This is a genomic window from Myxococcus sp. AM011 (assembly GCF_013372595.1).
Classification (GTDB): domain Bacteria; phylum Myxococcota; class Myxococcia; order Myxococcales; family Myxococcaceae; genus Myxococcus; species Myxococcus eversor.
Genome location: NZ_JABXEM010000010.1, coordinates 12,757 through 38,755 on the forward strand (window position 1 = coordinate 12,757; position 25,999 = coordinate 38,755).

A 25,999-nucleotide genomic window follows, 5' to 3' on the forward strand; every position below is an offset into this window, starting at 1 on the left:
GCGGATCAGTTGGCCAAGCTAGGCACCCACCCGTGGGCGGGCAACCACCCACGAAGGGCAATCCCGGTGTCAGGGGGGGCCGCCCCGTTCACTTTCAAATCTTCGGGATTCGCAGCGTCTTGCTGATCATGGCACTGCCGCTGGCCGCATACAGCAGCACCAGGGGATGAAGCACCACCGGCCCCACGTCCCACGCCCCACCCAGCAGGGTGTCGCCAATGCGCCCCATCCACGTGGCCGCCGCCAGCACCATCACCAGCGCCAGGCTGGTGGGAATGGGCGTCCCCTCGAAGTACTTCACCTTCCCCGTCGCGTCCGCCAGCTCCGCCGACGTGACGTTGAAGCGCGCCAGCCGGCTGATGCCGCACGCGACGAAGTACAGGAGCACCGCCACGTCCAGCGCCCCCCGCATCCCCACCGCGAAGGCCAGCGCCGCGGGCGCCATGCCGAAGGAGATGACGTCCGCCAGGGAGTCCAGGTCGGCCCCCAGCGGCGACTTCTTGTAGCGCCACCGGGCGATTCTCCCGTCCAGGACATCCATCACCAGCGCCACCGGCATCAACGCGAAGGCCACCCACAGGAAGCCCACACGCCACGTGGCCAGGTACTGCATCGCGGCGAGGATGGTCCCCGCTCCCGCGAAGCCGTTGCCGAGCGTCACGAAGTCGGCGAGCACGAAGGTGCGAATCATCGAGAAGTGGCGGCGCGGGCGGCGGGCACGCGGCTGCTCGGTCGTCATATTCGCGCTCTCCTAGCACAGTGAATCCTCACTGCCCGTCCCTCACTGCGGCGTTTCGTGCCGCGGTGCGTCTGACTCCAGGCTCCCAGGAAAAGTCAAACCTCAGAAAACTTTTGACGTGCGGATCAGCCCCTTCCTACGCTCATTGTCATCCATGCCTCCAAACCATTCCGTGTCCTCTTCGCGGGGGGCGACCTGGAAGTCCGGGCGCTCCCGCTGGCACCTCCCCCTTCTCGCCGGACTGAGCCTCGTCTTCGCCACCGCATGTGGTGAGGATGATGACGGCGGCCCGGTGACGCCACCCGTGGAAGAAGGCCCTCCGAAGTACGAGGCCACCATCCGGCGCACGTCGCACGGAATCCCGCACATCATCGCCAACGACATGGGCAGCCTGTCGTACGGGCAAGGCTACGCGTTCGCGAAGGACCACGTCTGCATCCTGTCGGATCAGATCATCAAGGTCCGCGGTGAGCGCGCGCGCTACCTGGGGCCGGGCCCCGGCAACACCTACGCGGGCAGCGACTTCGGCTACCGCGTCCTCCAGCTCCAGGAGAAGGCCCAGGCGGCCTTCCCCACCCTGCCGGCCGACATCCAGGAGATGTTCAACGGCTACGCGGCGGGCTTCAACAAGTACCTGTCGGAGACGCCCGCGGCGCAGCTCCCCGCGCCCTGCACCAACGCCCCCTGGGTCAAGCCCATCCAGGGCGTGGACCTGCTCGCCTACGACATCAGCGTGGGCCTCGCGGCCAGCAGCTACCAGCTCATCCTCGCCATCGCCGCGGCCACCCCGCCCATCCCCGGCGCGGGCTCCGAGGGCCGCCCCGTCCCGGGCAGCTTCAAGATTGAGCGTCCGGACTTCAGCCAGGTCGGCAGCAACGGCTGGGCCATTGGCGCGGAGCGCTCCGCGTCCGGCCACGGCATGGTGGTGGCCAACCCGCACTTCCCCTGGGAAGGCGAGCTGAAGCTCTGGGAGAGCCAGCTCACCGTGCCCGGCCAGCTCAACGTGTACGGCGTGGGCCTCCTGGGCGTGCCCGCGGTGCTCATCGGCTTCAACGAGAACGTGGCGTGGACGCACACGTTCTCCTCCGGCCAGCGCATGACGCTCTACGGGCTGCAGCTCGTGCCCGGCAACCCCACCCGGTACAAGTACGGCACCGAGGAGCGGGCCATGAGCTCCCGCGACATCACCATCCTGGTGAAGCTGCCGGAGGGCTCGGTGACCAACATCACCCAGCGCTTCTACAGCAGCCACTACGGCCCCATCATCGTCATCCCCGGCACCGCCGAGTGGACCCAGCAGACGGTGCTCAGCTACCGCGACGCCAACCTGGACAACACCCAGCTCGTCACCCAGTTCGTCGGGATGAACCGGGCCAAGAACCTGGAGGAGTTCCAGAACGTCTACGCCAACATCCAGGGCATCCCCTGGGTCAACACCATGGCGGCGGACCGGGCCGGCAACGTCTGGTACACGGACGCGACGCCCACCCCCAACCTCACCCCCACCGCCATCGGCACGTGGCGCGCGGCCTCCGGCGGCCTGGACCCGACGACCACCGCCATCTGGCAGGGCATGGGCCTGGTGCTGCTCGACGGCAGCAACCCGGAGAACGAGTGGCGTGACGCCGCCGGTGCCCGCGGGCCCGGCCTGGTGCCCTTCAGCGGCGTTCCCAAGCTGGCCCGCCGCGACTTCGTCTTCAACGCGAACGACAGCTACTGGCTGGCCAACCCGAACGCGCCGCTCACCGGCTACTCGCCGCTGCATGGCCTGGAGGACGTGGGCCAGTCGCCGCGCACGCGCATGAACGCCGTGCTGCTGATGGAGCAGAACGGCGCGTCCGGCTCGGACAACAAGTTCACCACCGCGGAGCTGGAGAACGCCATCCTCGGCAACCGCGGCATGATGGCGGAGCTCTTGAGGGACCAGGTCGTCGCGCGCTGCACGGGCAAGACGACGGTGCTCTACAACACCACCGTGGTGGACATCCGCGCGGGCTGCGCGGCGCTGGCCGCCTGGGACATGCGCTACGACGTGGGCAGCAAGGGCGCGGCCCTGTGGCGCGAGTTCAGCGGCCACTTCAGCATGGCCGCCCTCTCCAACGGCCCCGGCTCCCCGTCCAGCACCGGCACGCCGTTCGCGGTGCCCTTCGACGTGGCGCAGCCCATCGCCACGCCGCACACGCTGGTCGCCGAGCCCCAGACGGGCTCGGACCCGTCGATGCTCGCCCTGGCCGCGGCGGTGTACCGCCTCCAGGTCGCCGGCATCCCCGTGGACGCGCCGCTGGGTGAGTCGCAGTACACCACCCGCGTGAACGGCCGGAAGATTCCCATCCACGGCGGCGGCGCCTACGACGGCACGGCGAACGTCGTCTCGTGGGGCACGCTCAAGTCCACCACGCCCGACTCCGACTTCAGCGCGGTGCGCGGCACGCCGCTCAACTCCCGCACCAACCTCACCAGCACCGGCTACAACGTCAACAACGGCAGCAGCTTCATCATGGCCATGGAGTTCACCCCCACGGGCATCAATGGCCGCGCGGTGCTGACCTACAGCGAGTCCAGCGACCCCGCGTCGCCGTACTTCTTCGACCAGACGGAGCTGTTCTCCAACAAGCAGTGGCGGCCCATCGTCTTCACCGAGGAGGCCATCGCGGCCACCCAGGTGGAGGAGAAGAAGATCTCCGGCAACTGACGTCCCGCGAGGCTCCTCTCCTCACTTGAGGGGAGCCTCGCCCAGTACCCCTAAAGCCCCTGCTCCGGCGGGGGCTTTTGCTTTGGCGCGGACAGTCGGTGACGCCTGGAGGGGAGGCCTCTGTCCGCCCGGCGATGCCCGCCCTTTGGGGAGGCTTCCGCCGTGACGCGGCGAACCCAGGATGCCCTGGCAGACCGCCCGGCACCGCATGGCAGCACGCGGTGAAACGGCCCCGGGGGCAACGGTCCTGCGAAGGAGCGGCAGTTCGCCATGACGTCACCCGTCTACAAGACCGCCATCATCGACAGGGTCTTCTTCCTGCGCTGGGAGTCCCCACCCAACCGGGAAGACCTCCACGCCGTCTTCCAGCAGATGCGCGAGACGCACGAGCGACTCAAACCGCCCCTGGTGCTGGTGGCGAGCCTGTCCTCGAAGTCCGCGGTGCCCAACAGCGAACAGCGCAACAACCTGTCCGCCTTCCAGACCGACGCGCGCCCGCTCTTCACCCAGATTCACGCCATCGTCGAGGGCAACGACCTGCAGTACAACCTCCAGCGCGTCATCATCGCCGGCATCAACATCGTCACGCGCACCCACGACGAGACGCTCCAGCGCGTGCACCAGCGCGCCGAGCAGGTCGCTCCGCTGCTCTCCGACAGCCTGGGCGTGGATGGCTCGAAGGTCATCGAGGAGGCGCGCAGGCGCGGCGTGGTGTGAGCCTGACAGGCGCGGCGCGTCGGCCCCGAGCCTGACTCACATGGGCTGACGCGCTGGCTGCTTCGTCGGACTGACGGCCGCTCGCACGTAGCGGTGGTCGAAAAGGTCCACGTACAGGTACTCCGGCCAGGACACCATCGCGCGCGCGCCGAGCATCACCCCGCGCATCAGCTCGCTCACCATCATCCCCGCGGCCGTCGTCGCTCCGACGACGCACGTGGGGGCGTGCCCTCGTCCCGCGAAGCACGCGTCCATGGCGTCCTGCAACAGATAACTCCCCAGGTGGGGAATGATGGCCGGCAGGTCCACGCGGCCATCCGGGAGGATGTAGAGCTGCTCGTACAGCGGCGCATCCGGTTGGAAGACATGCAGCGCGGCGCCAAACCCCAGCATCAGCCCCGTCATCGCCGGCACGCCGCGCTCACGACACGCGCGGTGGAGCGCCTGCTTCGCGCCCGCGCCCGCGATGTCGATGACCTCCACCACGAAGTCCACCGGTGGCAGGGCTTCGCCGCCCGCCAGCACGTCGTCCACGTTGGCCTCGGTGATGCCCGCCTCCACCCGCCGCAGCCGCAGCGCCGGGTGGATGTCCAGGCACATCCGCGCCACCACGTCCACCTTGGACTGGCCCAGCGTGCTCTCGAAGCAGCCCACCTGCCGGTTCATGTTGTGGCGCTCGTAGATGTCGAAGTCCGCCAGCGTCAGGCACCCCAGGCCCAGCCGCGCCAGGTCCACCGCGCACTGGCCTCCGGCGCCCCCCACCCCGGCGACGACGACGTGCGTGCGGGCCAGCCGCGCCATCACTTCCGAGCTGATGACGCCCAGGTTGCGCTCGAAACGGGGCTCCACCATGACGCCTCCACTTTCTGCCCGCGGGGCGTCGAGCGGCTCGTCGGACGCGCCGCCCACCGCCCGGCGGGGACACCTGGATGTGGACCCGGCGTTCCGTCCCCGGGAGGCCACCGCGACCCCGGGTGTTCAGCACTCTCCCCTCCCCCCAGGACGTTGTCCAAAGCACGGCACTCCCCACGTCCTCCAGCGCGTGACTCGGTTCGAACGGGCCCGCACCACCGCGCCAGGACCTCTGGCGGCACAGCCGTGATGCCCCTGCTTCAGTCGTGAAGCGGGGTCATCGGCGCCACACCTGGCAGGGCATGTCAGACGGGTGCTTCACAGTGGACAACAAGCGTGGAGTCCAGGGATAGACGACACTCCAAGGGATTCATGTGTTCAATGTCTGGCGCGGATTCTGCTCTGCGGGTGACACAGCGGGGCGGGTCCCAAGGCCAGTCAACACGCGCCTTCCTCCGAACCCTCTCTTCTTCGATTCGAGGTCCCTATGCGTTCGTGGTTCAGCCTGTTTGTTGGCCTGACATTGTTGTCGTTGGGTTGTGGAATTTCCGAGTCGCCTGAGGCCTCGGAGGACTTACGCGACAGCGCGACGGCGGCGCTGGTGTCGGGTGCCTCCGCGCTGGACGGGGTGGCCAGCACGGCCTCCACCCAGCAGGCTTCACGCCAGCATGTGTTTGGCGATGTGGCGCACTACCGCTTCGAGCTGAAGGTAGGTCCTGGGGTGCACGACACCATCACGGTGCACCGGGTGGTGAAGGAGCGCGCGCCGTGGGTGCCCGCCAGGGCGAGCCGGGCGGTGTTCATGGTGCATGGCGATGCGTGGGGCTTCGAGGCGGCGTTCCTCTCCAGCGTCGACTCCGCGTACGTGCCGGTGAACCAGTCCATCGCCGCGTACCTGGCCCAGGAGGGCGTGGACGTGTGGGGCATCGACATGCGGTGGGTCGGGGTGCCGGCGGGCACGACGGACTTCGGTTTCATGGCGGGGTGGAACCTGGGCACGCACGCGAAGGATGTGGGCACGGGCCTCTTGCTGGCGCGGACGCTGCGGCTCGCGGGCGGCAACCTGGGTTCGATGAACCTGCTCTCGTGGAGCCGGGGGACGATGGTGGCCTATGCCTATCTCAACTCGGAGGCGCGGCTGCCCAAGCTCTTGCGGCAGGTGGACGGCTTCATCCCCGTGGACATGGCGGTGCGCCATGCGCCCCAGTTCGCGCAGCAGCAGCAGTGGGCGTGTGAGCGTCACACGGCGCTGAAGGCCCGGCGCGACTCGGGCGTCACGGAGGGCGGCCTCCTGGGCTCCGCGCCCGGCATCACCCTCCAGTACATCGGAATGTTCGCCGCCACTGCGCCGGACGCGCCCTCCCCGCTGCTGCCGGATGACGTCTTCGGCCCGGGCACCGGCCGTCCCTCCAACCGGCGCGCCGCCATCGTCTCCGCGGCGGCCACCTACGCGCTGCTGGCGCCGCTCCAGCCGCTCACCCCGGGCTACCACCTGATGGCCGGCATCCCCGACGCGTCGGGCCTGCCGGGCAGCCTGAAGTACACGTCCGAGCCCTACCTCTATGAGTACGCCCAGCGCGCGGCGCCCTACCAGAGCCTCAACGAGGTGGTGGAGTCGGAGGCGTGGACGTGCGGGCTGAACGTGCCCTACGACGACCACCTCAAGAGCGTGAAGGTGCCGGTGCTGTACGTGGGCGCGGGCGGCGGCGTGGGTGAGTACGGCGTGCACTCCGCGACGCTCCTGGGCAGCACCGACGTCACGTCGCTCGTCGTGCGCGACCTGCCGACGTCGTCGCGCGCGCTCGACTTCGGGCACGCGGACCTGTTCCTGGCGAACACGGCCCGCCAGCGCGTGTGGCAGCCCATCCTCCAATGGGTGCGCGCCCACTAGGGATGGCGGGACTCAGTCCGCCTTCCACAACCCGTGGCGCCGGGCCCTGCGGCCCAGCGTCACGGGGTCCATGCCCAGCGCCACGGCCGCCCGGCGCAGCACGCCGCCGTGGCGCTCCAGGGCCTCGCGGATGAGCTCGCGCTCCACCCGCTCCAGGCGCGCTCGCAAGGAGCCGTCTCCCGCCATCTCGTTGCGCACCGGGGACACCGTCACCAGCGACGGGGGCAGCAGGCGACGCGACACCACCTCTCCCGGACGCGACAGCAGCACGGCTCGCTCCAGCACGTTGCGCAGCTCGCGCACGTTGCCCGGCCAGGGGTAGGCGCGCAGCAGGTCCTCCACGTCCTGGGACATGCCGCTGGCGGTGCGGCGAAGGCCCCGGTTGAACACCTGGAGGAAGTAGCGCGCCAGCTCCGGCACATCCTCGGGCCGCTCCCGCAGCGGGGGGATGTCGATGGTGAAGCTGTTGAGGCGATAGAAGAGGTCCGCGCGGAAGCGTCCGGCGCGCACCTCCTCCCCCAAATCCTTGTTGCTGGCGGCCAGGACGCGCACGTCCACGTGCCGCACCTGGGTGCCGCCCACCGGACGCACGTCGCCGGTCTCCAGGATGCGCAGCAGCTTCGCCTGGAGGTTGGGCGTCGTGTTCTCGATTTCGTCCAGGAAGATGGTGCCTCCGTTGGCCAGGACGAACAGGCCCGGGTGGTCCGCCACCGCGTTGGTGAAGGCGCCCTTCACGTGGCCGAACAGCTCGCTCTCCAGCAGCGTCTCCGTGAGCGCGCCGCAGTCCTGCACCACCAGCGGCAGCTCCTCCCGTCCGCTGTGCCGGTGGAGGATGCGCGCGAGCACCTCCTTGCCCGTGCCCGTCTCGCCCTGGAGCAGCACCGCCACGTGGTGAGGGGCCACCAGGCGCACCATCTCCATCACCCGCTGCATGGCCTCGCTGCGCAGCCCCACGTCCTCTTCGCCCCGCCCGCCCGGCTCCTGCGGCCGGGCCTGTGACAGCGCGCGCTCCCGCAGCAGGTTGCGCTCCAGCTCCAGCGTCATCCGCCACTGCTCGGTGCGCACCCCGCGCTCGCGCCCGGCCTGGAGCACCGCCTGCCGCACGGCCTCTCGCGAGGGCGACTCGCCGAGCGTCCGGAACACGAGGCCCGCGTTGAACAGCGCCACCAGTCGCTCCGGGGCAGCGGGCGCGCAGTAGATGATTCGCGAAGCCAGGTCCGAGGGAGGCACCGCGCCGGACAGCTCCACGTCCGCGCTCGCGGTGGCCAGCCCCTCCACCAGCGCCAGCGCCCGAGCCTCCTCGCGTCCGCAGACCAGGAGCGCGGACGCGTCACCGCGCGCCAGCAGCGCATGGGCCTCCTCCGCGCTGGCCGCGAAGTGCGGCACCGCCTGCCCCTCCAGCGCCGCGCGGATGTCCCTCGCCTCCTCGTCACTGGCGAACGCCACCACCACCTGGAGGCGTGCCATCGACAGGTAGCGCGCCAGCTTCACCCCGTCGGAGCCCTCGAACGAGTGGAAGAAGACGCCGAGCGCCGTCACCGCGCCGCCCGACTCGTGGCGCCAGCGCACGTCCCCTCGCGCGCGGATGTGCTCGTTCGAGTCCGGCAGGGAGAACGACATCTCCACCGACTCGCCCTCGCGCGGCCCTTCCTGCGGGCCCCGCGGCGTGGCGATGAGGCCAATACCCGTCTCGCTGATGTTGACGGCCCAGCACCCCGGAAGGGCGGGCTGCGTCACCACCTTCACGTACAACGGCTTGCGCTCGCTTCGAGGGGCGTAGGCGGACACAGGCCGCGTCATGACTCCGGCACTCTACTGCAGGGATGAAGCCTTGCTGGGAAATTGCGGCGCCAGAAGATTCGCCACCGACCATTCCGGCGCCAGGCACAGGAGAGCACCGGCCCGGAAGCGAGCAAGCGGGTTGAAGTCGACTCAGGCCTCCGGCGCGTCGAGCAGCAGGCCCATGAGGATGCCATCGACATAGGTGCCTTCGTCGACGCGCAGGTGCTCCCGTTGGGTGCCCTCGGTGACGAAGCCCAGGGAGCGATAGAGCGCGAGGGCCTTGGCGTTGTCGGCCCGGACGTGGAGTTCCACGCGGGTGACGGCGCCCCCATCCGGGTCTCGGTGGGTGCGCACCCAGGTGAGCAGGTGGTCCATCAAGGCCCGGCCGACCCCCAGTCCCTGGGCCGAGGGATGCACGCCGATTCCCAGCACGCCCGAGTGGCGCAGCATCTGGAAGCCCTGACGGAGGATGGAGGCCTCGCCCAGGAGCGCGCCGTGCGCGTCCGTCACGACGAGGGGGAACGCGTGGCCGTCCAGCCGGTGCAGCCCCGCGGCCTCCCGCTGGGCCAGGAAGGCCTCCGCGTCCTCGGGCAATTCGTCCAGGCGCTTCACGACGCCGTGCCGGGCCAGGACCTGGGCGCGCTCCAGCGCGAGCAGCGCGGCCCCGTCCTCTCGCGTCGCCTCCCGGACGAGGGCGGAGCGACCGTCACGAAGCAGCAGCGGGACTGGCTGGAAACGCATGGACAGGACCTTCGAGTACGACGGCCGGGCGACCGGGCATGGGGCCTTCACCGTACCTGACTCGCTTCAGCGCCCGGGGCATGATGTGGACACGCCGATGAGGGGGCCGATGCCTTTGACGATGACCGCGACCGCTCGAAGCACCCGGAGCGAGGAGCACGAGCTCGCGCTGCTCTTGAGCGGGCGCTGTCGCCGGTGCGCCGAGCGGATTCCAGGCGGCACCGCGCTGCGCGGTCGGCCGTGTCCCCGGTGCGCCGAGCAGACGCTGCCAAACCCCACGGACCGCGAGGTCATCCACCAGCTCGCCTCCGAGCGGGCCACGGTGAGGTTGGGCATCGCCGTGGCGTTTGTCGCGCTCGCCGCGTTGGTCGCCAGTTGGGTGCCCCTGCTCACGTCGCTGCTGCTGGTGGCCGCGTTGGTGTGGCTGCGCGTGACGCTGGTGACGCCCGCGCTCCAGCTCCTCACGCCCCAGCGGCGGCTGGTCTCCCGGTGGACGTTGCGCCTGGCCGCGGGCTGCTTCGTGGCGCTGTCCGTCCTCGTGCTCGAATTGCTGACGCTGATTCCGGCCTTCGGCGCGCTGGCCAAGGTCGCCATCAGCGCGGGCCAGGTCGCGCTCGCCGGCCTCTTCGCGCGTCGCTACCTCGCGTGGCAGACCGAGCGCGAGGCGCGCGGTGTCTCCGTCGCCTTCTGGGAGATGGGCCTCCTGGTGGGGTGGATGCTGATGCTGCTGACCTTCACCGCCGCGTCGGTGCTGCTGGTGCTGTACGTGCTCCAGTCGCTGGGACTCGCGCAGGGCTTCCTCGCCGCGCCCATGGGAGGGCGCTGAACCATGCTCACGTTCGCCCTCGCCTCCCAGGTCATCGGCCTGAGCGGCGCGTCCGGCACCCGGGCGGGAGGCAGCCTGCTGCTGCTCGCGCTCGCCGCGCACTACCACTACCTGTCGCTGCCACCGGAGCTGATGTGGCTCGCGACGCCCCAGGCGCTCGGGGCCTTCGTCGCGTTGCTCGCGTTCGAGATGTACACCCAGCGCGACAGCGACTTGCGCATGGTGCTGGGCCTGGCGCAGTTCGCGCTGAGCGCGGGCAGCGGCGCCACGGTGGCGCTCGCCTCGCTCGGCGTGGGGACGGAGCAGCTTCCTCCGTGGGCCGTGGGCGCGGTGGGTGCGTTCGTCGCCGTGTCCACGCTGTCGGTGCGGCAGTGGCTTCACACGCGCGTGGACCAGCTCGAGACAGAGGTGCTGCATCCCCGGCGCTGGCTCCTGCGCACCGAGGACTTCGTCGGCCTGGGGCTGGCGGCGGTGGCCATCCTCTGGGCTCCTCTGTCGCTGGCGCTCGTGCTGCTTTTCACCCTCGCATGCGGCGTGGCGGGGCTCGCGGCGTACCGGCTGGAAGCGCGCTCGAGACGCGCGTGTCCCGCCGGGTGTGGTGCGAAGATTCGCGAGGAGGCCTCGCGCTGTCCCAAGTGCCGTGCGGACGTTCCGGTGGCCAGGGCGTTGGACTTGCGACTCGGCGGACGGATGAGGGACTCGCTTCGCGGGGTGCTCGGGTCCGGGAACTCCAGCGCTCCACGCATGGAACCAGGCATCCAGCGCGACGGCGGCAAGGTCCCTTCCCGGCTGGGATGATGGGCGGTACCCGCCGTTCCTGGCATGCTGCGGACGGCTCCCATGTCTTCGACCGCGGACGCGTCTTCTCCTGGCCCGGTGCTCCGGGTCGCCCAGCAGGTTCCTCGCACCGAGGCGGAAGGGCCGGGGCGCCGCTTCGCGCTCTGGCTCCAGGGGTGTCCGCTGCGCTGTCCCGGGTGCTGCAACCCGGAGATGTTCGCGATGGAGCGTGGCACCGTCGTGACGGTGGAAGCCCTCGCGGCCCGGGTGCTCGCGACGCCCGGAATCGAGGGCTTCTCGCTGCTGGGAGGCGAGCCCTTCTCCCAGCCCGGCCCCGCCGCGGACCTCTGTGAGCACCTGCGCGCGGGGGGGCTGAGCACCATGGTCTTCAGCGGCTACACGCTCGCGGAGCTGAGGGCCCAGTCGAACCCGGACGTCGAGCGGTTGCTCGCCAGCCTGGACCTGTTGGTGGATGGGCGTTACGAGAAGGACCTGCCGGAGACGCGCCGGCGGTGGATTGGCTCCAGCAACCAGGTCATGCACTTCCTCACCCCGCGCTACTCGCCCGAGGACCCGACGTTCACCGCGCCAAACACGGCGGAGATGCACCTCGTCGAGGGCCGGCTCATCGTCAACGGCTGGCCCGACCTCGCGGACCGACTCCGTCCATGACGCGCGTCTCGCCCTCCGAGCGCCGGCTGCTCACGCTCGCGCGCGCCGTCATGGGCCTGGGCCAGTACGCGCCCGTGGAGGACCTGCTGCGCGAGCGCCACACCATCGCCGCGCGCTTGAGCCCCGGCGCCCTCGCCTCGCTGCGCGACACGCTGGCCCGGGGCACCGTCCTGGCGTTGGCCCGCTGCGGAGGGGCGCACCGGCGACGTCACCTGTCCTCCGACTCCGGCGAGCCTGGAGAGTCGGGCCCCTCACGGCTCTGGGAGCGACACCGTGCCCCCGAGCTGCGCTTCTCCGCGCTGTGCTTTCACACGTTGCGCTGGCTCGTGGAGCAGCCGCTCGTGGTGCCCGGCCACCGGCCCCTGGACGTGGACGCACCGCCGACGCTCGCCGACGAGCTGTTCCTCTTCCTGTGCTGCCGGCTGGTGGCGGGCACGGCCTGCGCTCCGGCGATTTCCCTTCAGCCCCAGTTCCAGCGCTCCATCCTCTGCAGGCTGGCGTTCCCCGACCTGTTCGTCGCCGCGCCCGGCACCCTCGACGCGGAGCACTTCGCGCCGCTGCTCGCGGGGGGCGGGTGGTTGCTGGAGGCGCTCCAGGATGAGCTGGCGCTCCGGTGGCGACGGTTGGAGGAAGCCAAGGGACGGCTCATCGAGCCCAAGCAACTGGTCGACCTGGGCACCGCGCAGGAGCGAGTGCTGGACGCGTTCCTCGATGCCGTGGATGGCGCGGGCCGCAGGGACCTCGCGGGCTTCGTGCTGGACGCGCTGCGCCCCCTGGTGGACCAGCCCGCGTCGCGGTGGGTGTCGAGCCTGTCTCCTCGCGCGTCGCTGAGTGTGAAGGCCGAGGCACGCCGGGCGGCGGGCGCGAGCCTGCGCGCGCTCGGACGGCTGGCGCGCTGGGACGCCGAGCACCGCGCGGTGCGCTTCTTCGACGACGGCTACGAGGGCGCGCAGTTGCTGCTCTCCGCGTGGGCGTCCTTCGGTGAGCCCGGCTTCCGCCTCGCATCGGACCGCGAGCGGGAGCTGACCACGGACCTGGCGACGCCCGTCGAAACGATTCCGGATACCCTCCCCCTCCCTTCCGCCGAGAGCGCCCCATGAGCCGCGCCTATCGAGTCTCCGTCTCCGAGTCCCTCAACCGCATCGTCCAGGCGGAAGACGGCGTGTGCTCCAAGCTGGAGCTGTTGCCCTTGCTGTCTCGCGAGGAGACGGCGGGCCTGCTCGCCGCGGAATTGGCGAACCGTGGCTTCAAGCAGGAAGGTGACGTGGCGGTGCGCCTCGAGGCCGACGGCGTGCGCGTGGCCGTGGACGTCACGACTGGCGAGGTCAGCGTCACGCTGTCGGACGCGGAGGAGGTGGAGCTGAGAGCGACGGGCGAGGTCCTCTCCCACACCCCGGACGGCTCCGATGCGACGAAGAAGCTGGCGCGAGAGAAGGCCCGCGCGAAGCTGGAGGACCGGACCCAGGACGCCACCGAGTCGCTCCGCGAGGACATCACCCGCAGGCTGGAAGGGCGCTTGAGGGACCTCAAGTCGGAGCTGGACTCCATCGCCAACAAGGTGACGGGCGAGGCCCTCAAGGTGCGCGCGTCGCAGTTGGGCACGGTGGAGGAGATCCACGAGGACGCGGCGACAGGCTCGCTCACCATCAAGGTGCGCGTATGAGCCAGCGCATCCCCGAGGAGTCCCTGCCCACGGAGCTGACGCCCTTCGCGGCGGTGGAGGCCGCCTATCCCGCGGAGCTGGGCCGTTTGTGCGAGGCGCTGCTGCGGGGCCTGCCCGTCATGGTGGAGGCGGACAAGGAGCTGACGCCGTACTTCTACAAGTGCCTGCGAGACAGGCTGAAGAAGGACGGCAAGCAGTTCCTCTACCTGGACGGCCGCGCCGCCGCGGAGCCGCCCCCTGGAATGCCCGCGCCCAGCATGATGGCCACGCTCATCGGCCAGCTCCGCGACGCGGTGCGAGGCGCGGTGCGTGAGCGCATCGTCGTGCTGCCCCACCTCGACCTGCTCACCACCAGCAGCGGTGGCCTCACCTCCGAGGCGCGCGAGGTGATTCCGCTGCTGTATGAAAACCCGGAGATGCTCTGGGTGGGCTTCAAGGACCCGTCCTTCCCCCTGCCGCGCGTCATCGAGAACCTGTTCCCCCACAAGGAGAGCATCCTCGGCGTGAGTCGCGAGCGGCTGCGCTACCTCGTCACCCAGCGCGAGTGCCGCAAGTTCGGCCGGGGCCTCCAGCCGTACTCGCTCTACAAGCACGTGTCCGGAGTGAATGCCGTGAGGCTGCGACGGCTGCTCGGGGCCATCACCGGCGAGGACTATCCCAGCGACGCGCGCCCCGCCTTCGCGCAGCTCCGCTCGGCCACGCTGAGCGGCTCGCTCAATGTGCCGGAGATTGACCTGCACACGGAGATTGGCGGCTACGCGAAGGTGAAGGAGCGACTCCAGCGCGAGATTCTCGACGTGCTCGCGCACAAGGAGACGCTGACGGACGCGGAGGCGGTGAAGCGCGTGGAGGGCCTTCTGCCCCGGGGAATGATCTTCTGGGGCCCACCGGGCACCGGCAAGACGCTGTTCGCCAAGGCGATGGCGTCGTCACTGGGCGCGGCCGTGATTGTGGTGAGCGGCCCGGAGCTGAAGAGCCGCTGGGTGGGCGAGAGCGAGGAGAACCTCCGCCAGATTTTCGTGCGGGCCCGACAGGCCGCGCCCAGCATCATCATCTTCGACGAGCTGGACTCCTTCGCGGCGGCGCGCGGCACGTACACTGGCTCCGGCGTGGAGCACTCCATGGTGAACCAGCTCCTCACGGAGATGGACGGCTTCCGCAAGGAGGAGCTCGTCTTCGTGGTGGGCACCACCAACTTCGTGGAGTCGCTGGACGCCGCGCTGCTGCGCCCGGGCCGTTTCGAGTTCCAGCTCTGCATCCCCTACCCCAACAGCGCGGACCGCCGGGCCATCCTGTCCATCTACAACCAGAAGCTGGCCCTGGGCATGACGGAGCGCGCGCTCGACTACGCAGTGAAGCGCACCGGAGACCGCGTCGAGGGCACGGGCACGCGCTTCTCCGGCGACCACATCCAGGCGCTGTGTCGGGCCCTGGCGCGACGCAGGCTGCGCGAGGGAACGCAGGCGCCCACCGAGGCGGTGGACGTGGAGAAGGCCCTCACGGACTTCCTGGACCGGCCGGAGCTCACCTCCGCCGAGGAGAAGGTCGTGGCCACGCACGAGGCCGGCCACGCCGTGTGCGCGCTGTTCTGTCCCAGCGCTCCCGCCATCGACCGCATCAGCATTCGCGGAGACCTGGCGGGGATGCTCGGCTTCGTGCAGTACGCGGACCCGGCGCATCGCTACGTCGTCACGCGGAGCCAGTTGCTTGACAGCATCTGCATGCTCTTCGGCGGACGCGAGGCGGAGGCGTTGCTCCTGAACGACCTGTCCATCGGCAGCGCGCACGACCTGGAGCGCGCCACGGAGATTGCTCGCGAGCTGGTGGAGATGCTTGGCATGGGCGGCGATGGAATGCCCGTGCGGCGCTTCGACGCCCCCGGACGGGACTCTGAGCGGCATGCGCTCTCCGATGGCATGCGCACAGCGATGGAGGTCGCGGTGCATACGCTGCTGGAGGAACAGCGTGCGCGGGCTCGCGACATCCTCCAACGCGAGAAGGCCCGCCTGGTCGCGTTGCGGGACTTGCTGCTGGAGCGCAAGGTGCTGGACCGCGAGGCATTCGTCCACCTGGCGCCCACGGTGGCGCCGCAGAAGGAGCCGGCCCATGGCTAGTCTCATCCTCCGCCTCCTGGTGAATCCCCAGACGGGTCGCAAGGACGTCGTCATCCAGTATGAGAGCGACTCCGACGCGCTGCCCATGGAGCACGAGGAGGAGCACCGCCGCCTCGTGGATCAGCTCATCGCCGGGGGCGCGCTCAAGGCCTCGGAGGTGGGCCGCATCATCGTCCAGCGCGACACCCCGTCCGGCCAGGTCGCCGAGCCCGAGTCCACGTCCGAGAGCACCGCCGAGAAGGTGAGCCAGAAGGCCTGATGTCCACGCTCGTGTTTCCCACCGAGGAAGCGCTCCACCTCGCGCTGACCTCCCGCCTCGTCCCTCCGGAAGTCCAGGCCACGCCGGCCCGCTACCGTCGGTCCGCCGAAGGTGTGCTCCACGTCACCTCCCAGGCCCCCTTGTCGAAGGCCGTGCTCGCGGAGCTGGCCACGTTCGGCATCAAGACCGATGCGAAGGCGCCTCGCCCGGAGGACTCCGTGTCGTGCTGGGCGGAGCTGCTGACCTCGCGCCGGGTGCCCGTCGAGAACGCGCCCCAGGGGCCAGTGTTGTTCATGCCCGTGGATGGTGACGGGCTGCTGTCGCTCGCGGGTGAGCTGCTGCGCCTGGGGTGTGACCGGCAGGAGGTCTGCTTCGCCGAGGAGAAGCAGGGACGGCGAGCCCTGTTGCGCGCGTCCGCTCCGCCCTACTTCACGCTCACCGGTGCGATGGACCGCGTGGGCGGCCTGCTCGCCTTCGTGCCCGCGGTGCCGGGGCAGCACTCCGTATGGGTGGAGCTGGGCCACGCGCATCCGCTCGCGCGCACGCTCGTCCCCGCGCCTGGCACCGTGCTGCTCATTCCCGGAGAGGGCCCGTGGCTGACGGCGCCGGATGGCCCGTGGACGGACCTGTATCAGCTCACGGACCTGCGGCTCCCCGAGCCCGCGGAGGACTGGACATCCACGGCCGCGCCGGGGCGACTCTCCGTCCACTTGAAGCTCACGCGTGCCGCTCGCACGGAGGCCGCGAGCCTCTGGGTGCTGCGCGAGAATGCCGTCGCGCAGGTGGAGTCACTGGTCCACACATTGCCGGAAGCGCTGCTCGCGCAGCTTCGCTTCGCGGTGACGGGCCCCGCCGACGCGCCGTGCATCATCCTCCGCGCGCGCCACGGACGAGAGCGCCCGCCGGAGCTGGGCCTGTCCGCCATGGCCTATGCGCCGCTGCCCCAGCTCTCCGACCTCTACCTGCCCTGTGACGGGCTGCTGGAGCCTCCCGTGCGCAGAGACCGGCTGCGCGCGCTGCTGGCGCCCGTGCCGGACACCGTCACCTGGTTGCATCCCACGGGCGCTGGCGGCTTCCGCGCGGAGCGAATCCCGGAGCAGGCCTTCCAGCCGCTCGAATCCTGGGTGGACTACGTGGTGGACACCGCCGCCTCGGCCCTGGAGCCGTGGGTGAAGGGGGCCACGTTCGACTTCGGCGCCCTCGAAGCCACCGAGGGAGAATGGATGCCCGGCGCGGAGAACCCCGCGCCCACCGAGGAGAGCGAGGACCCGGACACCGCGTCGACCCGGAGCAGCCGTCGCACGCGGAGGGGACAGAAGCCCACGCCACCAGAGCCCGTCGAGCCCGAGCTGTCAGAGACGGCGAAGCGCTCGGGGTCCCGAGGCTCGGGCACCAGCCTGGAGCCGCTCACTCCCGCGCAGCTCAGCGCCGCCGAGGAAGCCCTCGCGCGCGCGGAGAAGTCCTTCCTCGAGTTGGAGGCGCCCGCCAGTTCCCCCGAGCGACAGGCGCTCTGGGTGCGCATGGCCGAGCTGAATGGCCAGGTGGGACGGGGACGCGACGCGGCGCTGTGCTGGACGCGTGCGCTCTGGAACGCCTCGGGAGAGGCGGCCACCGAACTGGCAGTGCGTTGGGCGGAGGCGGAGTCTCGCGCCGGTGTCTCCCAGGCCGAATTGCTGGCCCGTGCGACGCCCTCCGAGGACGACGTGCGCGGCCTCGCGAGCGGGCTCGTCCTGGGGGCGCTGACGTCGCCACGGACGCCCCCGAAGGATGTGCCCTCACTCCAGCGCTGGTTGGACCGCCATGACGCCGCGCTCGACGTGCGCACGCTGTGGCTCTCGCGCGCCGCGCTGGACACGCTCGTGGGGGGCGACTCATTGAGCCTCGCGAGGACGGGAGACCGACTGCTGGAGATGCTCCAGCGGGGACTCTCCCTCTCGCGCGATGTCCCGCGCTTCCTGCGCGGTGGCGCGGATGCCTCGGCGCTGCCAAAGCTGGCGTCACAGCTCGATGCGCTGAGAGACCGCTTCGAGCGCACGACGCGGCGGCGCTCCTCCGTCGAAGCCCCCGCGGAGCTGACGCAGGCCTATGTCCGCCTCGTCTTCGCCTGTGGCCTCGCGCGACTGGGACAGTCGGACCGGGCGCGGGAGCTGGTGGCCTCCGCCACGGCGGCGCTCGACCCCAAGGAGCCCATTCACGGCTTCCTGTCGCGGGCCTATGGCGCGCGCGTGGCACAAGCGCTGGAGGGCGAGCCGCTGGAGAGCCCGCTGCCGGCGGACATCTCCGCGGAGCTCAACGCGCTGGCCACCTTCCAGCGGTACAAGGTGGACCGGCTGCGCCAGGCTTCGGCGCTGCTGGAACCCAGCGAGCGACTGGACCCGGCCCGGGCCTTCGGGCGCGGGACACGGGACTTGCGAGGCGAGGAGTTCGCGGCGCTGCGAGACATCCGCGACGCGGCGACGGTGACACACGAAGTCGTCCAACTGGTGAGGCGCGCCACGGGAGCCCGCGTGCAGGCGCCCGAGCGACTGCGCCTCATCGGCGGATTGCTGGAGACATTGCCTCGACTGGCCCCCGCGAGGGCGCTGCCGCTGATGGATGACCTGGTCTCCGCGATGGAGGGGCTCCCGGGCGAGTCCCAGGCCCGGCTCCTGGGTGACGCGCTCACGCTGGCGGCGCTGTTCGGCCATGCGGACCGCGCGACGTCGCTGGCGGGGCGGCTGCGGCTGGTGTTGTCCGGCCTGGCTCCGGAGTCTCCCGCGTGGGGAGAAGGCATCCTGGAGGCCAGCCTGCGCGGCCTGCGTCGCGTGGGCCTGTCTCGCGAGACGGGCGAACTGGTGGAGGCGACGCGCGGGTTGCTCAAGCGGGCCAAGGCGCCCTTGGCGGCGCGGCTGGGAGTGGCGTCGGGAATGGCGATGCTCGGGCACGTGGACGAAGCGCTGCCGGTGTTCAACATGGCCTTCGACGCGCTGGCCGCCGCGAAGGGCTCGCCCCAGGAGCGGATGGCCCTGACGCGGAGCCTGGCGAGAGCGCTGGCGCACACGCCGACGAACATCGCGTTGCCGGGACTGGCGAGGCTGTCCGAGGGGCTCGCCACGGTGACGGACAGCTTCAATACCAACAGCCACTTCTGTCTGTCCGTGGTGGAGCTGGCGGACTCACTGGTGCTGGGCCACATTGAAGTGGCACAGGGCTCCAGCGAGCGGGCACGAAGCTGGTTGGACGAGGATGAGTTCCTGGTGCGGCGACGCATCCATCAGGAGTTGGAGGACCGTACATGAGCAGTGTTCCCCGACGGGAGGAGCCCGTCGCCGACCCCATCTCCGCGCTGACGTTCGACGCGCTGTCACGCGAGGCGCAGGGGCTGCGCGAGCGGCTCAACCGGTTCCGACAGGGGCTAGGGCGACACTTCGTGGGCAAGCAGACGCTGGTGGACCTGATGACGGTGGCCGCGGTGGCGCAGGAGCCGCTGCTGCTCGTGGGTCCTCCGGGCACGGCGAAGTCGGACCTGGTGCTCAAGTTCCGCGAGGCGCTGCGCATCCCCAACGAGGACTACTTCGAATATCTGCTCACGCGCTTCACCGAGCCGTCGGAAGTCCTCGGCCCCATCGACATCAACCTCCTGCGCCAGGGCCGCTACATCCGCCGCGAGGGCGGCAAGCTGCCCACCGCGAAGCTGGTGTTCCTGGACGAGGTGTTCAAGGCCAGCTCGGCCATCCTCAACGCGCTGTTGACGGTCATCAACGAGCGCAAGTTCTACCAGGACGGCGCGCCGCAGCCGGTGAAGCTCAAGGTGCTCTTCGCCGCGACGAACGAGCTGCCCGAGCACGCGGAGCTGGGCGCCCTCAAGGACCGCTTCTGTTTGAAGGCCGCGTGCCGCCCGGTGCAGGACCGCTACTTCCTGGAGCTGCTCGACTCCGGCCTGGAGTCGCAGACACACCGCGAGATGAACCAGAAGCCGTGGGCGGAGGGGCACGCGACGCTGGAGGACATCCTGAAGGCGCACCGCTACCTGACGCTGATGATGGGGCGCAAGGAGATGGGACCGGACGGGCGCGAGCTGAAGGACCGGGACTTGTTCTTCCGCGACGAGCTGCTGCGAGAGTTCCGCCGTGTGGTGCAGACGCTGACGCGCGAGGACGGCGTGTTCATCAGCGACCGCAAGCTGGTGAAGCTCTACCGGCTGCTGCGCACGCGCGCCTGGATCTTCCACGGCGGCGCGGTGGAGCGACAGGACCTCCAGCTCCTCTCCTATCTGGGAGAGACGCGGGAGGAGATTGATTTGCTGGAGGAGAAGGTGCCCCGGTTGCTCGGCCTGACGTGACGCGCGTCCGAAAGTGATACAGGAAGGACGCATGGCAGCAGCGGAGCCGCGAGGCCCCCAGGACATGGAGCGCTGGTTGTGCGCCGGGCTCGCCCTGGCGCGACAGGAAGGCCTCGACGCGGAGGCCCTCGCCACGAGCGTGCCCTGGCTCCTGGCCACGCTCGCGGAGACACCCACGCTGCCTCCTCCCGCGCTGGTGGCGGACCTGGGACGGCTCGTCTGTGGCCTCCCCCTGGCCTCCTCCCTGCCCGTCCCCGACACCCTGCCCCGCCTGCGCGCCGCGGTCCGCGCGTATGACGACCATGTCCTCGCGCGGCTCGCCGCCGAGCCTCACCTCGAACCCGTCTCCGCCGCGCTCGCCCGCCTGCCCGAGCCGCTGCGGCCCCGAGGCGTGGCCTTCCTCGTGGCCCGCCTCCTCTCCCGCCTGGGCTTCACCGCCGGCACCTCCGTGAGCCCCGCCGTGGCGCGGCGAGTCCTCGAACGTCCACCTGGGGAACTGTTGTCATCTGGATACATCTCGCTGCGTGAGCCCGGCCCCGCGCTGGAGCAACTGGCCCAGGGCTACGAGGCCCTGAGCACCGGGGCCCGGCGCGCGAGTGCCCTGCTGGGCGGCGCGGAGGCCTTCACGCTGGAGAACCTGGAGCACCTCCAGGGCAAGGCACAGCGGCTCGCGTTGGAGCAGGCGGTGGAAGCCGCCGAGGCCCTCTCTCGCGCCCTCCCGCCCCGCCTCCGCGCGCGCTCCGTGTCTACCGGCCCCGCGCCCACCTCGATGGAGGACGACGCCTCTTTTCCGCAGGGTGGGTTCTCCTCCGTCTCCAACGTGGGCAGCCTGGAGAACCTGGTCACCTCCGAGCTGGTCTACATGGAGGACGAACCCACGCTGGACTTGTTCGACGTGCGCTACGTCGAGGGCGAGCTGCTCTACTACACCCGCGACGAGAGCCTCGCGGTGCGACGCCGCCGCGTGGTGACGTTCGTCCTTCCGCCGAGCCTCGCGGACGCGCGTGTGAAGGACCCGGGCGTTCGCTGGCAGCGCGCCGTGCTGGCCCTGGGACTGGTGCTGTGCCTGGTGCGCCGGCTGTCCACGTGGCTTGGAGACCAGGACCTGCGCTTCCACGTTGCCTTCCCCTGGCAGGGCGAGGGGCCCCACCCGCTGGAGGCCGAGCGCGGCCTGTGTGAGCTGCTGCTGCGCGAGTGGCTCGCCCGAGGCACCGTGGAGATTCTCACCCCACGAGACTTCGACGAGGTGCTGGAGGGCGCGGCGGCGCAATCGAAGCGGGCCCGGGTGGACGTGCTGCTGCTCGACGCGGCCCGTCAAGCGCGACTCGACACACAAAAGTTGCCGGCCCGGGTGGGGCTGCATCACCTGGACTTGAGCGAGTCGAACCCGAGCCTCGAAGTCGTGGGCCCGGGGACTGCGTCACGGGGGCCAGGAATCCAGGAAGCCGACTCCGGGCAGAGTCCCCGAGAGACACCTTGGGAGGCCTGGACGGGCGCGACGCTTGAGCTTGCGCGAGGGCTTCTCTAGCGTCCGGTCCGGGAAGCGCCACGCTGGGCGCAGGAGAGGACGGGCCATGCCGCGGTATGAGTTCAAGGAAGGCAGCTCCAACAAGTTCTGGGAGATCAAGCTCGAGGGAAAGTCCTTCACGACGCACTGGGGGCGCATCGACACCGACGGCCAGGAGAAGACGCAGTCCTTCGACTCCGCCGAAGCGGCCCAGAAGGAGTACGACAAGCTCGTCCGCGAGAAGGAGAAGAAGGGCTACGAGCTGGTGGGGGACGGTGAAGGGGGCGAGGACGGGGACGACGAGGCGCCGAGCGTCGAGGGCAAGTCCAACCCGGAGCTTGAAGCCGCCATCTTGAAGGACCCGGACAACGCGGACGCGTACCTCGTCTACGGCGACTGGCTCCAGAGCCTGGGCGACCCGCGCGGCGAGCTCGTCGCCTTCCAGAATGCGTTGTCGAAGGCCGAAGGCACCGAGGCCTCCAACCTCAAGCGGCAGATCAACGCGCACATCAAGAAGCACAAGGCGCTGCTGCTCGGCTCACTGGCGAAGGCGTGGTCCGAGGACGAGCTCAAGGTGGAGTGGCACCTGGGCTTCATCCGCGACGCGCGGCTGGGCAAGAAGGACTACGACTCCGAGCTGGAGGTCGCCGAGACGCTGGCGAAGCTGCTCGCGCACCCGTCGGCGCGGTTCCTCCAATCGCTCACCATCGGCATGGTGGATATGGAGGGCGAGAACTATTACGACGAGCCCATCAAGGCCATCGTCAAGATGAAGAGCCTGCCGACGCTGCGCAGCCTGTTCCTCGGCGACTTCGAGTACCCGGACGAGACGGAGATCTCCTGGTCGTATATCAACGACGTCTCCGGGCTCTACAAGGTGCTGCCCAACCTGCGCTCGCTGCGGCTGCGCGGTGGGTCCGCGGACCTGGGCAAGATTGACCTGCCGGAGCTGCGTGAGTTCACGATGGAGACGGGCGGCCTGCCGCTGGGCGCGGTGAAGTCCATCGCCGCGGCGAAGTGGCCGAAGCTGGAGAAGCTGGAGGTCTGGTTCGGCTCGGAGAACTACGGCGCGGAGGGCGGTCTGGAGGACATCCAGCCCATCCTCGACGGCAAGGGTCTGGCGAACGTCAAGGTGCTGGGCCTGTGCAACTCGGAGTTCACGGACGAGCTGGCGAAGGTGCTGCCCACGGCCAAGATTCTCCCCCAGCTCGAGAAGCTGGACCTGTCCAGGGGCTGTCTGTCTGACACGGGCGCGCAGACGCTCGCGGACAACGCGGCGGCCTTCAAGCACCTCAAGCACCTGGACGTGACGGAGAACACGCTCACCAAGGCCGGCGAGAAGCTGGTGGCGAAGCTGGCCGCGACGGTGGCGGCGGGCAGCCAGCGTGACTACGACGAGGAATACCGTTACGCGGCGGTGGGCGAGTAGCGCCGCATGACGGCGGCGGCTGACTTCATCCTCATCGGCAACGCTGAGAACCGGCGCGTCACCCTGTTTCAGGACGCGCTGGCCCGCCAGGGCCTTCCGCCCGCGAGGGTGGTGCCCTGGCGGGAGCTGGTGAAGCGCCCTGCCCTCCTCGCGGAGCTGCCCGACACGGACGCCCTCGTCCGCATCGACTCCGCGGGTGAGAGCTGGGAGGTGGAGAAGGCGCTGCTGAAGCGCGGGTATGAAGCCGCGCGGGAGTACGGCGGGCAGGTGCTCGCACCGGACATCGTGGATGCGCTCGTCGAGGACCACGGGCGCATTCTCGCGCCGCGACAGGGACACCTGGGGTTCCTACGGGTCCTCTCCGAATTGGAGGCGGTGTTCCGGGAGCGGCCCCGCTGGAGGGTGTTGCAGTCCACCGCGAGCATCGCGGACCTGTTCGACAAGCGCATCACCTCGCGGAGGTACGCGGCGCTCGGCGTGCCCGTGCCGGAGCCCCTGGACGGGGTGACGGACGTGGAGTCGCTGCGCGAGCGGATGGACGAGGAGGACTGGCGCGAAGTCTTCGTGAAGGTGTCGTGCGGTTCGTCGGCGTCGTGTCTGGCCATCTTCCGCAGACAGCGTGGGCGTGAGTCGCTGGTCACCACCATCGAGCAGGCGCCGACGGGTTGGTACAACTCACTGAAGGTGCGCCGAGTCACCGAGCCAGAGCGCGTGGAGGAGGTGCTGGACTTCCTGCTGCGCGAGGGCTCGCAGGTGGAGCGCTCGATTCCCAAGGCACGGCTGGACGGCGACTACTTCGACTGTCGGGTGCTCGCGGTGCGCGGAGAGCCCGCCTTCATGGTGGTGCGCCAGAGCCGGGGCCCCATCACCAACCTGCACCTGGGCGGCTGGCGCGGGGAGCCGGCGGAGTTGCAGGCAGCGGTGCCGCGCAACGAATGGAAGGCGGCGATGGAGAGCTGCCGCGTGGTGGCGCGCGCCCATGACTGTCTTCACGTGGGCATCGACCTGATGTTCGAGGAGTACTTCTCCGGACACCGCGTGGTGGAGGCGAATGCCTTTGGAGACTTGCTTCCCAGCCTGCGCCGCGACGGCCTTTCTGTTTACGAGTGGGAGATCCGCGAGGCACTCAGGACTGGCTGAATACGCTGTGACGTAGAAAATTATTCGAACCACGAAATACGAGACTAACAAGAAACTTGCTTCGCGGACTCCCGACAAACAGGAAGACGTTCCATCCTTGCTCTGGAGTCTTCCTTGATGTCGTTCCGCCTTCTCCTCGCCGCCGTCGTCCTGACGGTGTTGGTCCCCGTCCACGCGGGCGCGCAGACCCAGCTCGTCGTGTTTGGCGACAGCCTCAGTGACTACGGCAACAATGGCATCGCCACCAGCAGCCCGACCTCCAATCCCAGGAGTCAGATTACGGGTGTCTGGGTAAAGCAACTGGCGAACCAGCTCGCCCTTCCGCTCGTGGCCTCCGATGACGGCGGGACGAACTACGCCCGGGGTGGCGCCGTCACCAGCGGCATGACGACGCAGGTCCGGAGCTATCTCACCGCGCATCCCACCGCGTCGGCCACCGCCCTCTATGTTCTCTGGGGCGGCGGCAATGACATCAACTACCGGGCCCAGGCGAACCCCTTCGACGCCACGGGCCTCAGGAACACGGCCGCCACGGCCGTCTCCAACATCGAGTCCCAGATTCGCCTGCTCGCGCGGGCCGGCGCGAAGTACGTGCTCTGGGTCAACATGCCGCCGCTGCACAAGACGCCCGCCGCGCTGTCCATTCCGGGCGGACTGGGCACCGCCGTGCTCCAGCCGCCCTCGCAGCACTTCAACACGCTGTGGGCCCAGTCCCTCGCCCGGCTCCGGACGGAGTTCCCGGGCCTCACGCTCGGCGGCATGGATGTGTATGCCCTCTTCCTGGACATCACCTCGCGCCCGTCCGCGTATGGGCTGACCAACGTGACGTCCACGGCCAAGGGCAAGGCGGTCAACCCGGACACGTATCTGTTCTGGGATGAAATCCACCCCACCAGCTACGCCCACGGAATCCTGGCTGACCGCGCCTATGACCTCGTCGAGGACGCGACATCCATCCTGGAGGAAGACGCCCCGTGGGCCGAGCCCGAGTACTGATGACCAGATTTCCGCGCTCCGCGATGACCGCCAACACGCTCGGCGGGACATCGAAGCCCATGACCGGCACGACGAGCTGCCCGTCGGCGCCCACCCATCGGTGGCCGATGACCTTGAAGCCGCGAACGCCCGCGATATGTGTAAGGATTCTTGCGCGTCGGACCTTCGGCAGCAGCACACGGAAATCTCACGAGATTTCACGTCCCGACTTCCGGCGAAGAGCGAGTAATCGGTCGCCTACTCCGAACCGAAGACCTGCGCGAGATAGTGCTTCGAGAACGCCGTCCAGTCAGGACTGTCGAAGAATGCTGCCTCGACCCAGTGGTGTATGAAACGCATGGCAAAGCCGCGCTGCAAATAGTCCTCGACGCCCACGGGCAGCGGCCGGATCTCTCCGACTCCGTCGAGTGGCACGAAATGCAGCCGGTCGAGGACCCGGCCCGATTCCATTTCGAGGCAGACCGCGAACTCGCCCTCGCAGTAATCGAAGGGCGCGAGGCGGTCGAGCAACTCACGCGCCTCCGGAAAGGAGCCGTACGGGTCGAGTAGTTCCGCTCCACGTCGGCCGTCGATGCCGTCGACGCATGTGGAAACAGGGAGGACGTTCGCCTCTCCCCCAACGATGTCGATCTCGCGGTCGAGGTACTCGATTGCGGCGCCTTGTTGCAAACGCCATCGGATCTGCATGGAATCAGCCCGCCCGTAGAAGCGCTCGATTGCCGCGGGCAGTGTCAGAGTCTGTCGTACGCGGGCGAGGTCGGCGCCATTGTGGCCATACGACAGCACGCACCGACCAGCTTTCGCCACCGAGGAAGCCGCGAGGGGCGCGATGCAAGCATGGTATCGGTCCGAGACCGGATTATCGCTCATCGCTGGATGAT

21 protein-coding genes are annotated in these 25,999 nt (G+C 69.7%); 16 read left to right on the forward strand and 5 right to left on the reverse strand.

Features of this window, described 5'->3' with window-relative positions; all coding sequences use genetic code 11:
- Positions 1-94: 94 nt before the first annotated feature.
- Positions 95-739, reverse strand: coding sequence for a CDP-diacylglycerol--serine O-phosphatidyltransferase (gene pssA / locus HUW62_RS03640; RefSeq protein WP_141643788.1), 645 nt, complete (start codon positions 737-739; stop codon positions 95-97).
- A gap of 292 nt (positions 740-1,031) precedes the next feature.
- Between pssA and HUW62_RS03645 the strand changes: the two genes are divergently transcribed.
- The gene (locus HUW62_RS03645) at positions 1,032-3,431 is read left to right on the forward strand and encodes a penicillin acylase family protein (protein ID WP_368670332.1); all 2,400 of its coding nucleotides are present in this window, start codon (positions 1,032-1,034) and stop codon (positions 3,429-3,431) included.
- 270 nt (positions 3,432-3,701) lie between these two features.
- Entirely contained in the window at positions 3,702-4,148 is a 447-nt protein-coding gene (locus tag HUW62_RS03650; protein ID WP_163865669.1) for a DofA protein, read from the forward strand.
- Between the two features lie 36 nt (positions 4,149-4,184).
- Here the strand turns inward: HUW62_RS03650 and HUW62_RS03655 are convergent, their stop codons facing one another.
- Positions 4,185-5,000 (reverse strand): ThiF family adenylyltransferase, encoded by an 816-nt coding sequence (locus HUW62_RS03655; RefSeq protein WP_176433563.1) that lies wholly within the window; start codon positions 4,998-5,000, stop codon positions 4,185-4,187.
- Between the two features lie 487 nt (positions 5,001-5,487).
- Between HUW62_RS03655 and HUW62_RS03660 the strand changes: the two genes are divergently transcribed.
- The gene (locus HUW62_RS03660) at positions 5,488-6,891 is read left to right on the forward strand and encodes a hypothetical protein (protein ID WP_163865671.1); all 1,404 of its coding nucleotides are present in this window, start codon (positions 5,488-5,490) and stop codon (positions 6,889-6,891) included.
- Positions 6,892-6,903: 12 nt separating this feature from the next.
- Here the strand turns inward: HUW62_RS03660 and HUW62_RS03665 are convergent, their stop codons facing one another.
- Together HUW62_RS03665 and HUW62_RS03670 are read right to left on the reverse strand one after the other, a co-directional pair.
- A complete protein-coding gene (locus HUW62_RS03665) occupies positions 6,904-8,691 on the reverse strand; it encodes a sigma 54-interacting transcriptional regulator (protein WP_176433564.1) in 1,788 nt (595 codons plus the stop codon).
- 132 nt (positions 8,692-8,823) lie between these two features.
- Positions 8,824-9,414: a GNAT family N-acetyltransferase gene (locus HUW62_RS03670; RefSeq protein WP_163865672.1), complete on the reverse strand. Its 591-nt coding sequence runs from the start codon at positions 9,412-9,414 to the stop codon at positions 8,824-8,826.
- Between the two features lie 109 nt (positions 9,415-9,523).
- On the opposite strand from HUW62_RS03670, the gene HUW62_RS03675 reads away from it, so the two are divergent.
- The 13 genes from HUW62_RS03675 (at position 9,524) to HUW62_RS03735 (ending at position 25,118) form a co-directional block, all read left to right on the forward strand.
- Entirely contained in the window at positions 9,524-10,240 is a 717-nt protein-coding gene (locus HUW62_RS03675; RefSeq protein ID WP_176433565.1) for a hypothetical protein, read from the forward strand.
- 3 nt (positions 10,241-10,243) lie between these two features.
- Positions 10,244-11,038 carry a DUF4126 domain-containing protein gene (locus HUW62_RS03680; RefSeq protein WP_163865674.1) on the forward strand — a complete coding sequence of 265 codons (795 nt, stop codon included), beginning with the start codon at positions 10,244-10,246 and terminating at the stop codon, positions 11,036-11,038.
- 42 nt (positions 11,039-11,080) lie between these two features.
- Positions 11,081-11,689 (forward strand): 4Fe-4S single cluster domain-containing protein, encoded by a 609-nt coding sequence (locus HUW62_RS03685; protein WP_176433566.1) that lies wholly within the window; start codon positions 11,081-11,083, stop codon positions 11,687-11,689.
- On the forward strand, positions 11,686-12,789 hold the full coding sequence (locus tag HUW62_RS03690) for a hypothetical protein (protein ID WP_176433567.1): 1,104 nt from the start codon (positions 11,686-11,688) through the stop codon (positions 12,787-12,789). The genes HUW62_RS03685 and HUW62_RS03690 overlap by 4 nt, the downstream gene beginning before the upstream one ends.
- Positions 12,786-13,352, forward strand: coding sequence for a hypothetical protein (locus HUW62_RS03695; protein ID WP_163865677.1), 567 nt, complete (start codon positions 12,786-12,788; stop codon positions 13,350-13,352). Before HUW62_RS03690 ends, HUW62_RS03695 begins: the two co-directional genes overlap by 4 nt.
- Positions 13,349-15,466, forward strand: a complete 2,118-nt coding sequence (locus HUW62_RS03700) for an AAA family ATPase (protein ID WP_176433568.1) — start codon at positions 13,349-13,351, stop codon at positions 15,464-15,466. Before HUW62_RS03695 ends, HUW62_RS03700 begins: the two co-directional genes overlap by 4 nt.
- Positions 15,459-15,725, forward strand: a complete 267-nt coding sequence (locus HUW62_RS03705; protein ID WP_163865679.1) for a hypothetical protein — start codon at positions 15,459-15,461, stop codon at positions 15,723-15,725. The genes HUW62_RS03700 and HUW62_RS03705 overlap by 8 nt, the downstream gene beginning before the upstream one ends.
- Positions 15,725-19,003, forward strand: coding sequence for a hypothetical protein (locus HUW62_RS03710; RefSeq protein WP_176433569.1), 3,279 nt, complete (start codon positions 15,725-15,727; stop codon positions 19,001-19,003). The genes HUW62_RS03705 and HUW62_RS03710 overlap by 1 nt, the downstream gene beginning before the upstream one ends.
- Entirely contained in the window at positions 19,000-20,046 is a 1,047-nt protein-coding gene (locus HUW62_RS03715) for an AAA family ATPase (RefSeq protein ID WP_163865681.1), read from the forward strand. The genes HUW62_RS03710 and HUW62_RS03715 overlap by 4 nt, the downstream gene beginning before the upstream one ends.
- Positions 20,047-20,077: 31 nt before the next feature.
- The gene (locus tag HUW62_RS03720) at positions 20,078-21,574 is read left to right on the forward strand and encodes a hypothetical protein (protein WP_176433570.1); all 1,497 of its coding nucleotides are present in this window, start codon (positions 20,078-20,080) and stop codon (positions 21,572-21,574) included.
- Positions 21,575-21,620: 46 nt separating this feature from the next.
- On the forward strand, positions 21,621-22,982 hold the full coding sequence (locus tag HUW62_RS03725) for a WGR domain-containing protein (protein WP_176433571.1): 1,362 nt from the start codon (positions 21,621-21,623) through the stop codon (positions 22,980-22,982).
- Positions 22,983-22,988: 6 nt separating this feature from the next.
- On the forward strand, positions 22,989-24,122 hold the full coding sequence (locus tag HUW62_RS03730) for an STM4014 family protein (RefSeq protein WP_176433572.1): 1,134 nt from the start codon (positions 22,989-22,991) through the stop codon (positions 24,120-24,122).
- Between the two features lie 117 nt (positions 24,123-24,239).
- Positions 24,240-25,118, forward strand: coding sequence for an SGNH/GDSL hydrolase family protein (locus HUW62_RS03735; RefSeq protein ID WP_176433573.1), 879 nt, complete (start codon positions 24,240-24,242; stop codon positions 25,116-25,118).
- 237 nt (positions 25,119-25,355) lie between these two features.
- Here HUW62_RS03735 and HUW62_RS03740 read toward each other — a convergent pair whose 3' ends face one another.
- Positions 25,356-25,904: a hypothetical protein gene (locus tag HUW62_RS03740; RefSeq protein WP_217911101.1), complete on the reverse strand. Its 549-nt coding sequence runs from the start codon at positions 25,902-25,904 to the stop codon at positions 25,356-25,358.
- Positions 25,905-25,999: the final 95 nt, after the last annotated feature.

What these genes read in the sequence shown, in the direction of transcription:
- HUW62_RS03695 (WP_163865677.1), top strand. Translation starts at nt 12,786, where the DNA reads ATGAGCCGCGCCTATCGAGTCTCCGTCTCCGAGTCCCTCAACCGCATC.
- HUW62_RS03685 (WP_176433566.1), top strand. Translation starts at nt 11,081, where the DNA reads ATGTCTTCGACCGCGGACGCGTCTTCTCCTGGCCCGGTGCTCCGGGTC.
- HUW62_RS03650 (WP_163865669.1), top strand. Translation starts at nt 3,702, where the DNA reads ATGACGTCACCCGTCTACAAGACCGCCATCATCGACAGGGTCTTCTTC.
- HUW62_RS03720 (WP_176433570.1), top strand. Translation starts at nt 20,078, where the DNA reads ATGGCAGCAGCGGAGCCGCGAGGCCCCCAGGACATGGAGCGCTGGTTG.
- HUW62_RS03690 (WP_176433567.1), top strand. Translation starts at nt 11,686, where the DNA reads ATGACGCGCGTCTCGCCCTCCGAGCGCCGGCTGCTCACGCTCGCGCGC.
- HUW62_RS03655 (WP_176433563.1), bottom strand. Translation starts at nt 5,000, where the DNA reads ATGGTGGAGCCCCGTTTCGAGCGCAACCTGGGCGTCATCAGCTCGGAA.
- HUW62_RS03670 (WP_163865672.1), bottom strand. Translation starts at nt 9,414, where the DNA reads ATGCGTTTCCAGCCAGTCCCGCTGCTGCTTCGTGACGGTCGCTCCGCC.
- HUW62_RS03700 (WP_176433568.1), top strand. Translation starts at nt 13,349, where the DNA reads ATGAGCCAGCGCATCCCCGAGGAGTCCCTGCCCACGGAGCTGACGCCC.
- HUW62_RS03725 (WP_176433571.1), top strand. Translation starts at nt 21,621, where the DNA reads ATGCCGCGGTATGAGTTCAAGGAAGGCAGCTCCAACAAGTTCTGGGAG.
- HUW62_RS03665 (WP_176433564.1), bottom strand. Translation starts at nt 8,691, where the DNA reads ATGACGCGGCCTGTGTCCGCCTACGCCCCTCGAAGCGAGCGCAAGCCG.
- HUW62_RS03715 (WP_163865681.1), top strand. Translation starts at nt 19,000, where the DNA reads ATGAGCAGTGTTCCCCGACGGGAGGAGCCCGTCGCCGACCCCATCTCC.
- HUW62_RS03730 (WP_176433572.1), top strand. Translation starts at nt 22,989, where the DNA reads ATGACGGCGGCGGCTGACTTCATCCTCATCGGCAACGCTGAGAACCGG.
- HUW62_RS03705 (WP_163865679.1), top strand. Translation starts at nt 15,459, where the DNA reads ATGGCTAGTCTCATCCTCCGCCTCCTGGTGAATCCCCAGACGGGTCGC.
- HUW62_RS03710 (WP_176433569.1), top strand. Translation starts at nt 15,725, where the DNA reads ATGTCCACGCTCGTGTTTCCCACCGAGGAAGCGCTCCACCTCGCGCTG.
- HUW62_RS03675 (WP_176433565.1), top strand. Translation starts at nt 9,524, where the DNA reads ATGCCTTTGACGATGACCGCGACCGCTCGAAGCACCCGGAGCGAGGAG.
- pssA (WP_141643788.1), bottom strand. Translation starts at nt 739, where the DNA reads ATGACGACCGAGCAGCCGCGTGCCCGCCGCCCGCGCCGCCACTTCTCG.
- HUW62_RS03680 (WP_163865674.1), top strand. Translation starts at nt 10,244, where the DNA reads ATGCTCACGTTCGCCCTCGCCTCCCAGGTCATCGGCCTGAGCGGCGCG.
- HUW62_RS03660 (WP_163865671.1), top strand. Translation starts at nt 5,488, where the DNA reads ATGCGTTCGTGGTTCAGCCTGTTTGTTGGCCTGACATTGTTGTCGTTG.
- HUW62_RS03735 (WP_176433573.1), top strand. Translation starts at nt 24,240, where the DNA reads ATGTCGTTCCGCCTTCTCCTCGCCGCCGTCGTCCTGACGGTGTTGGTC.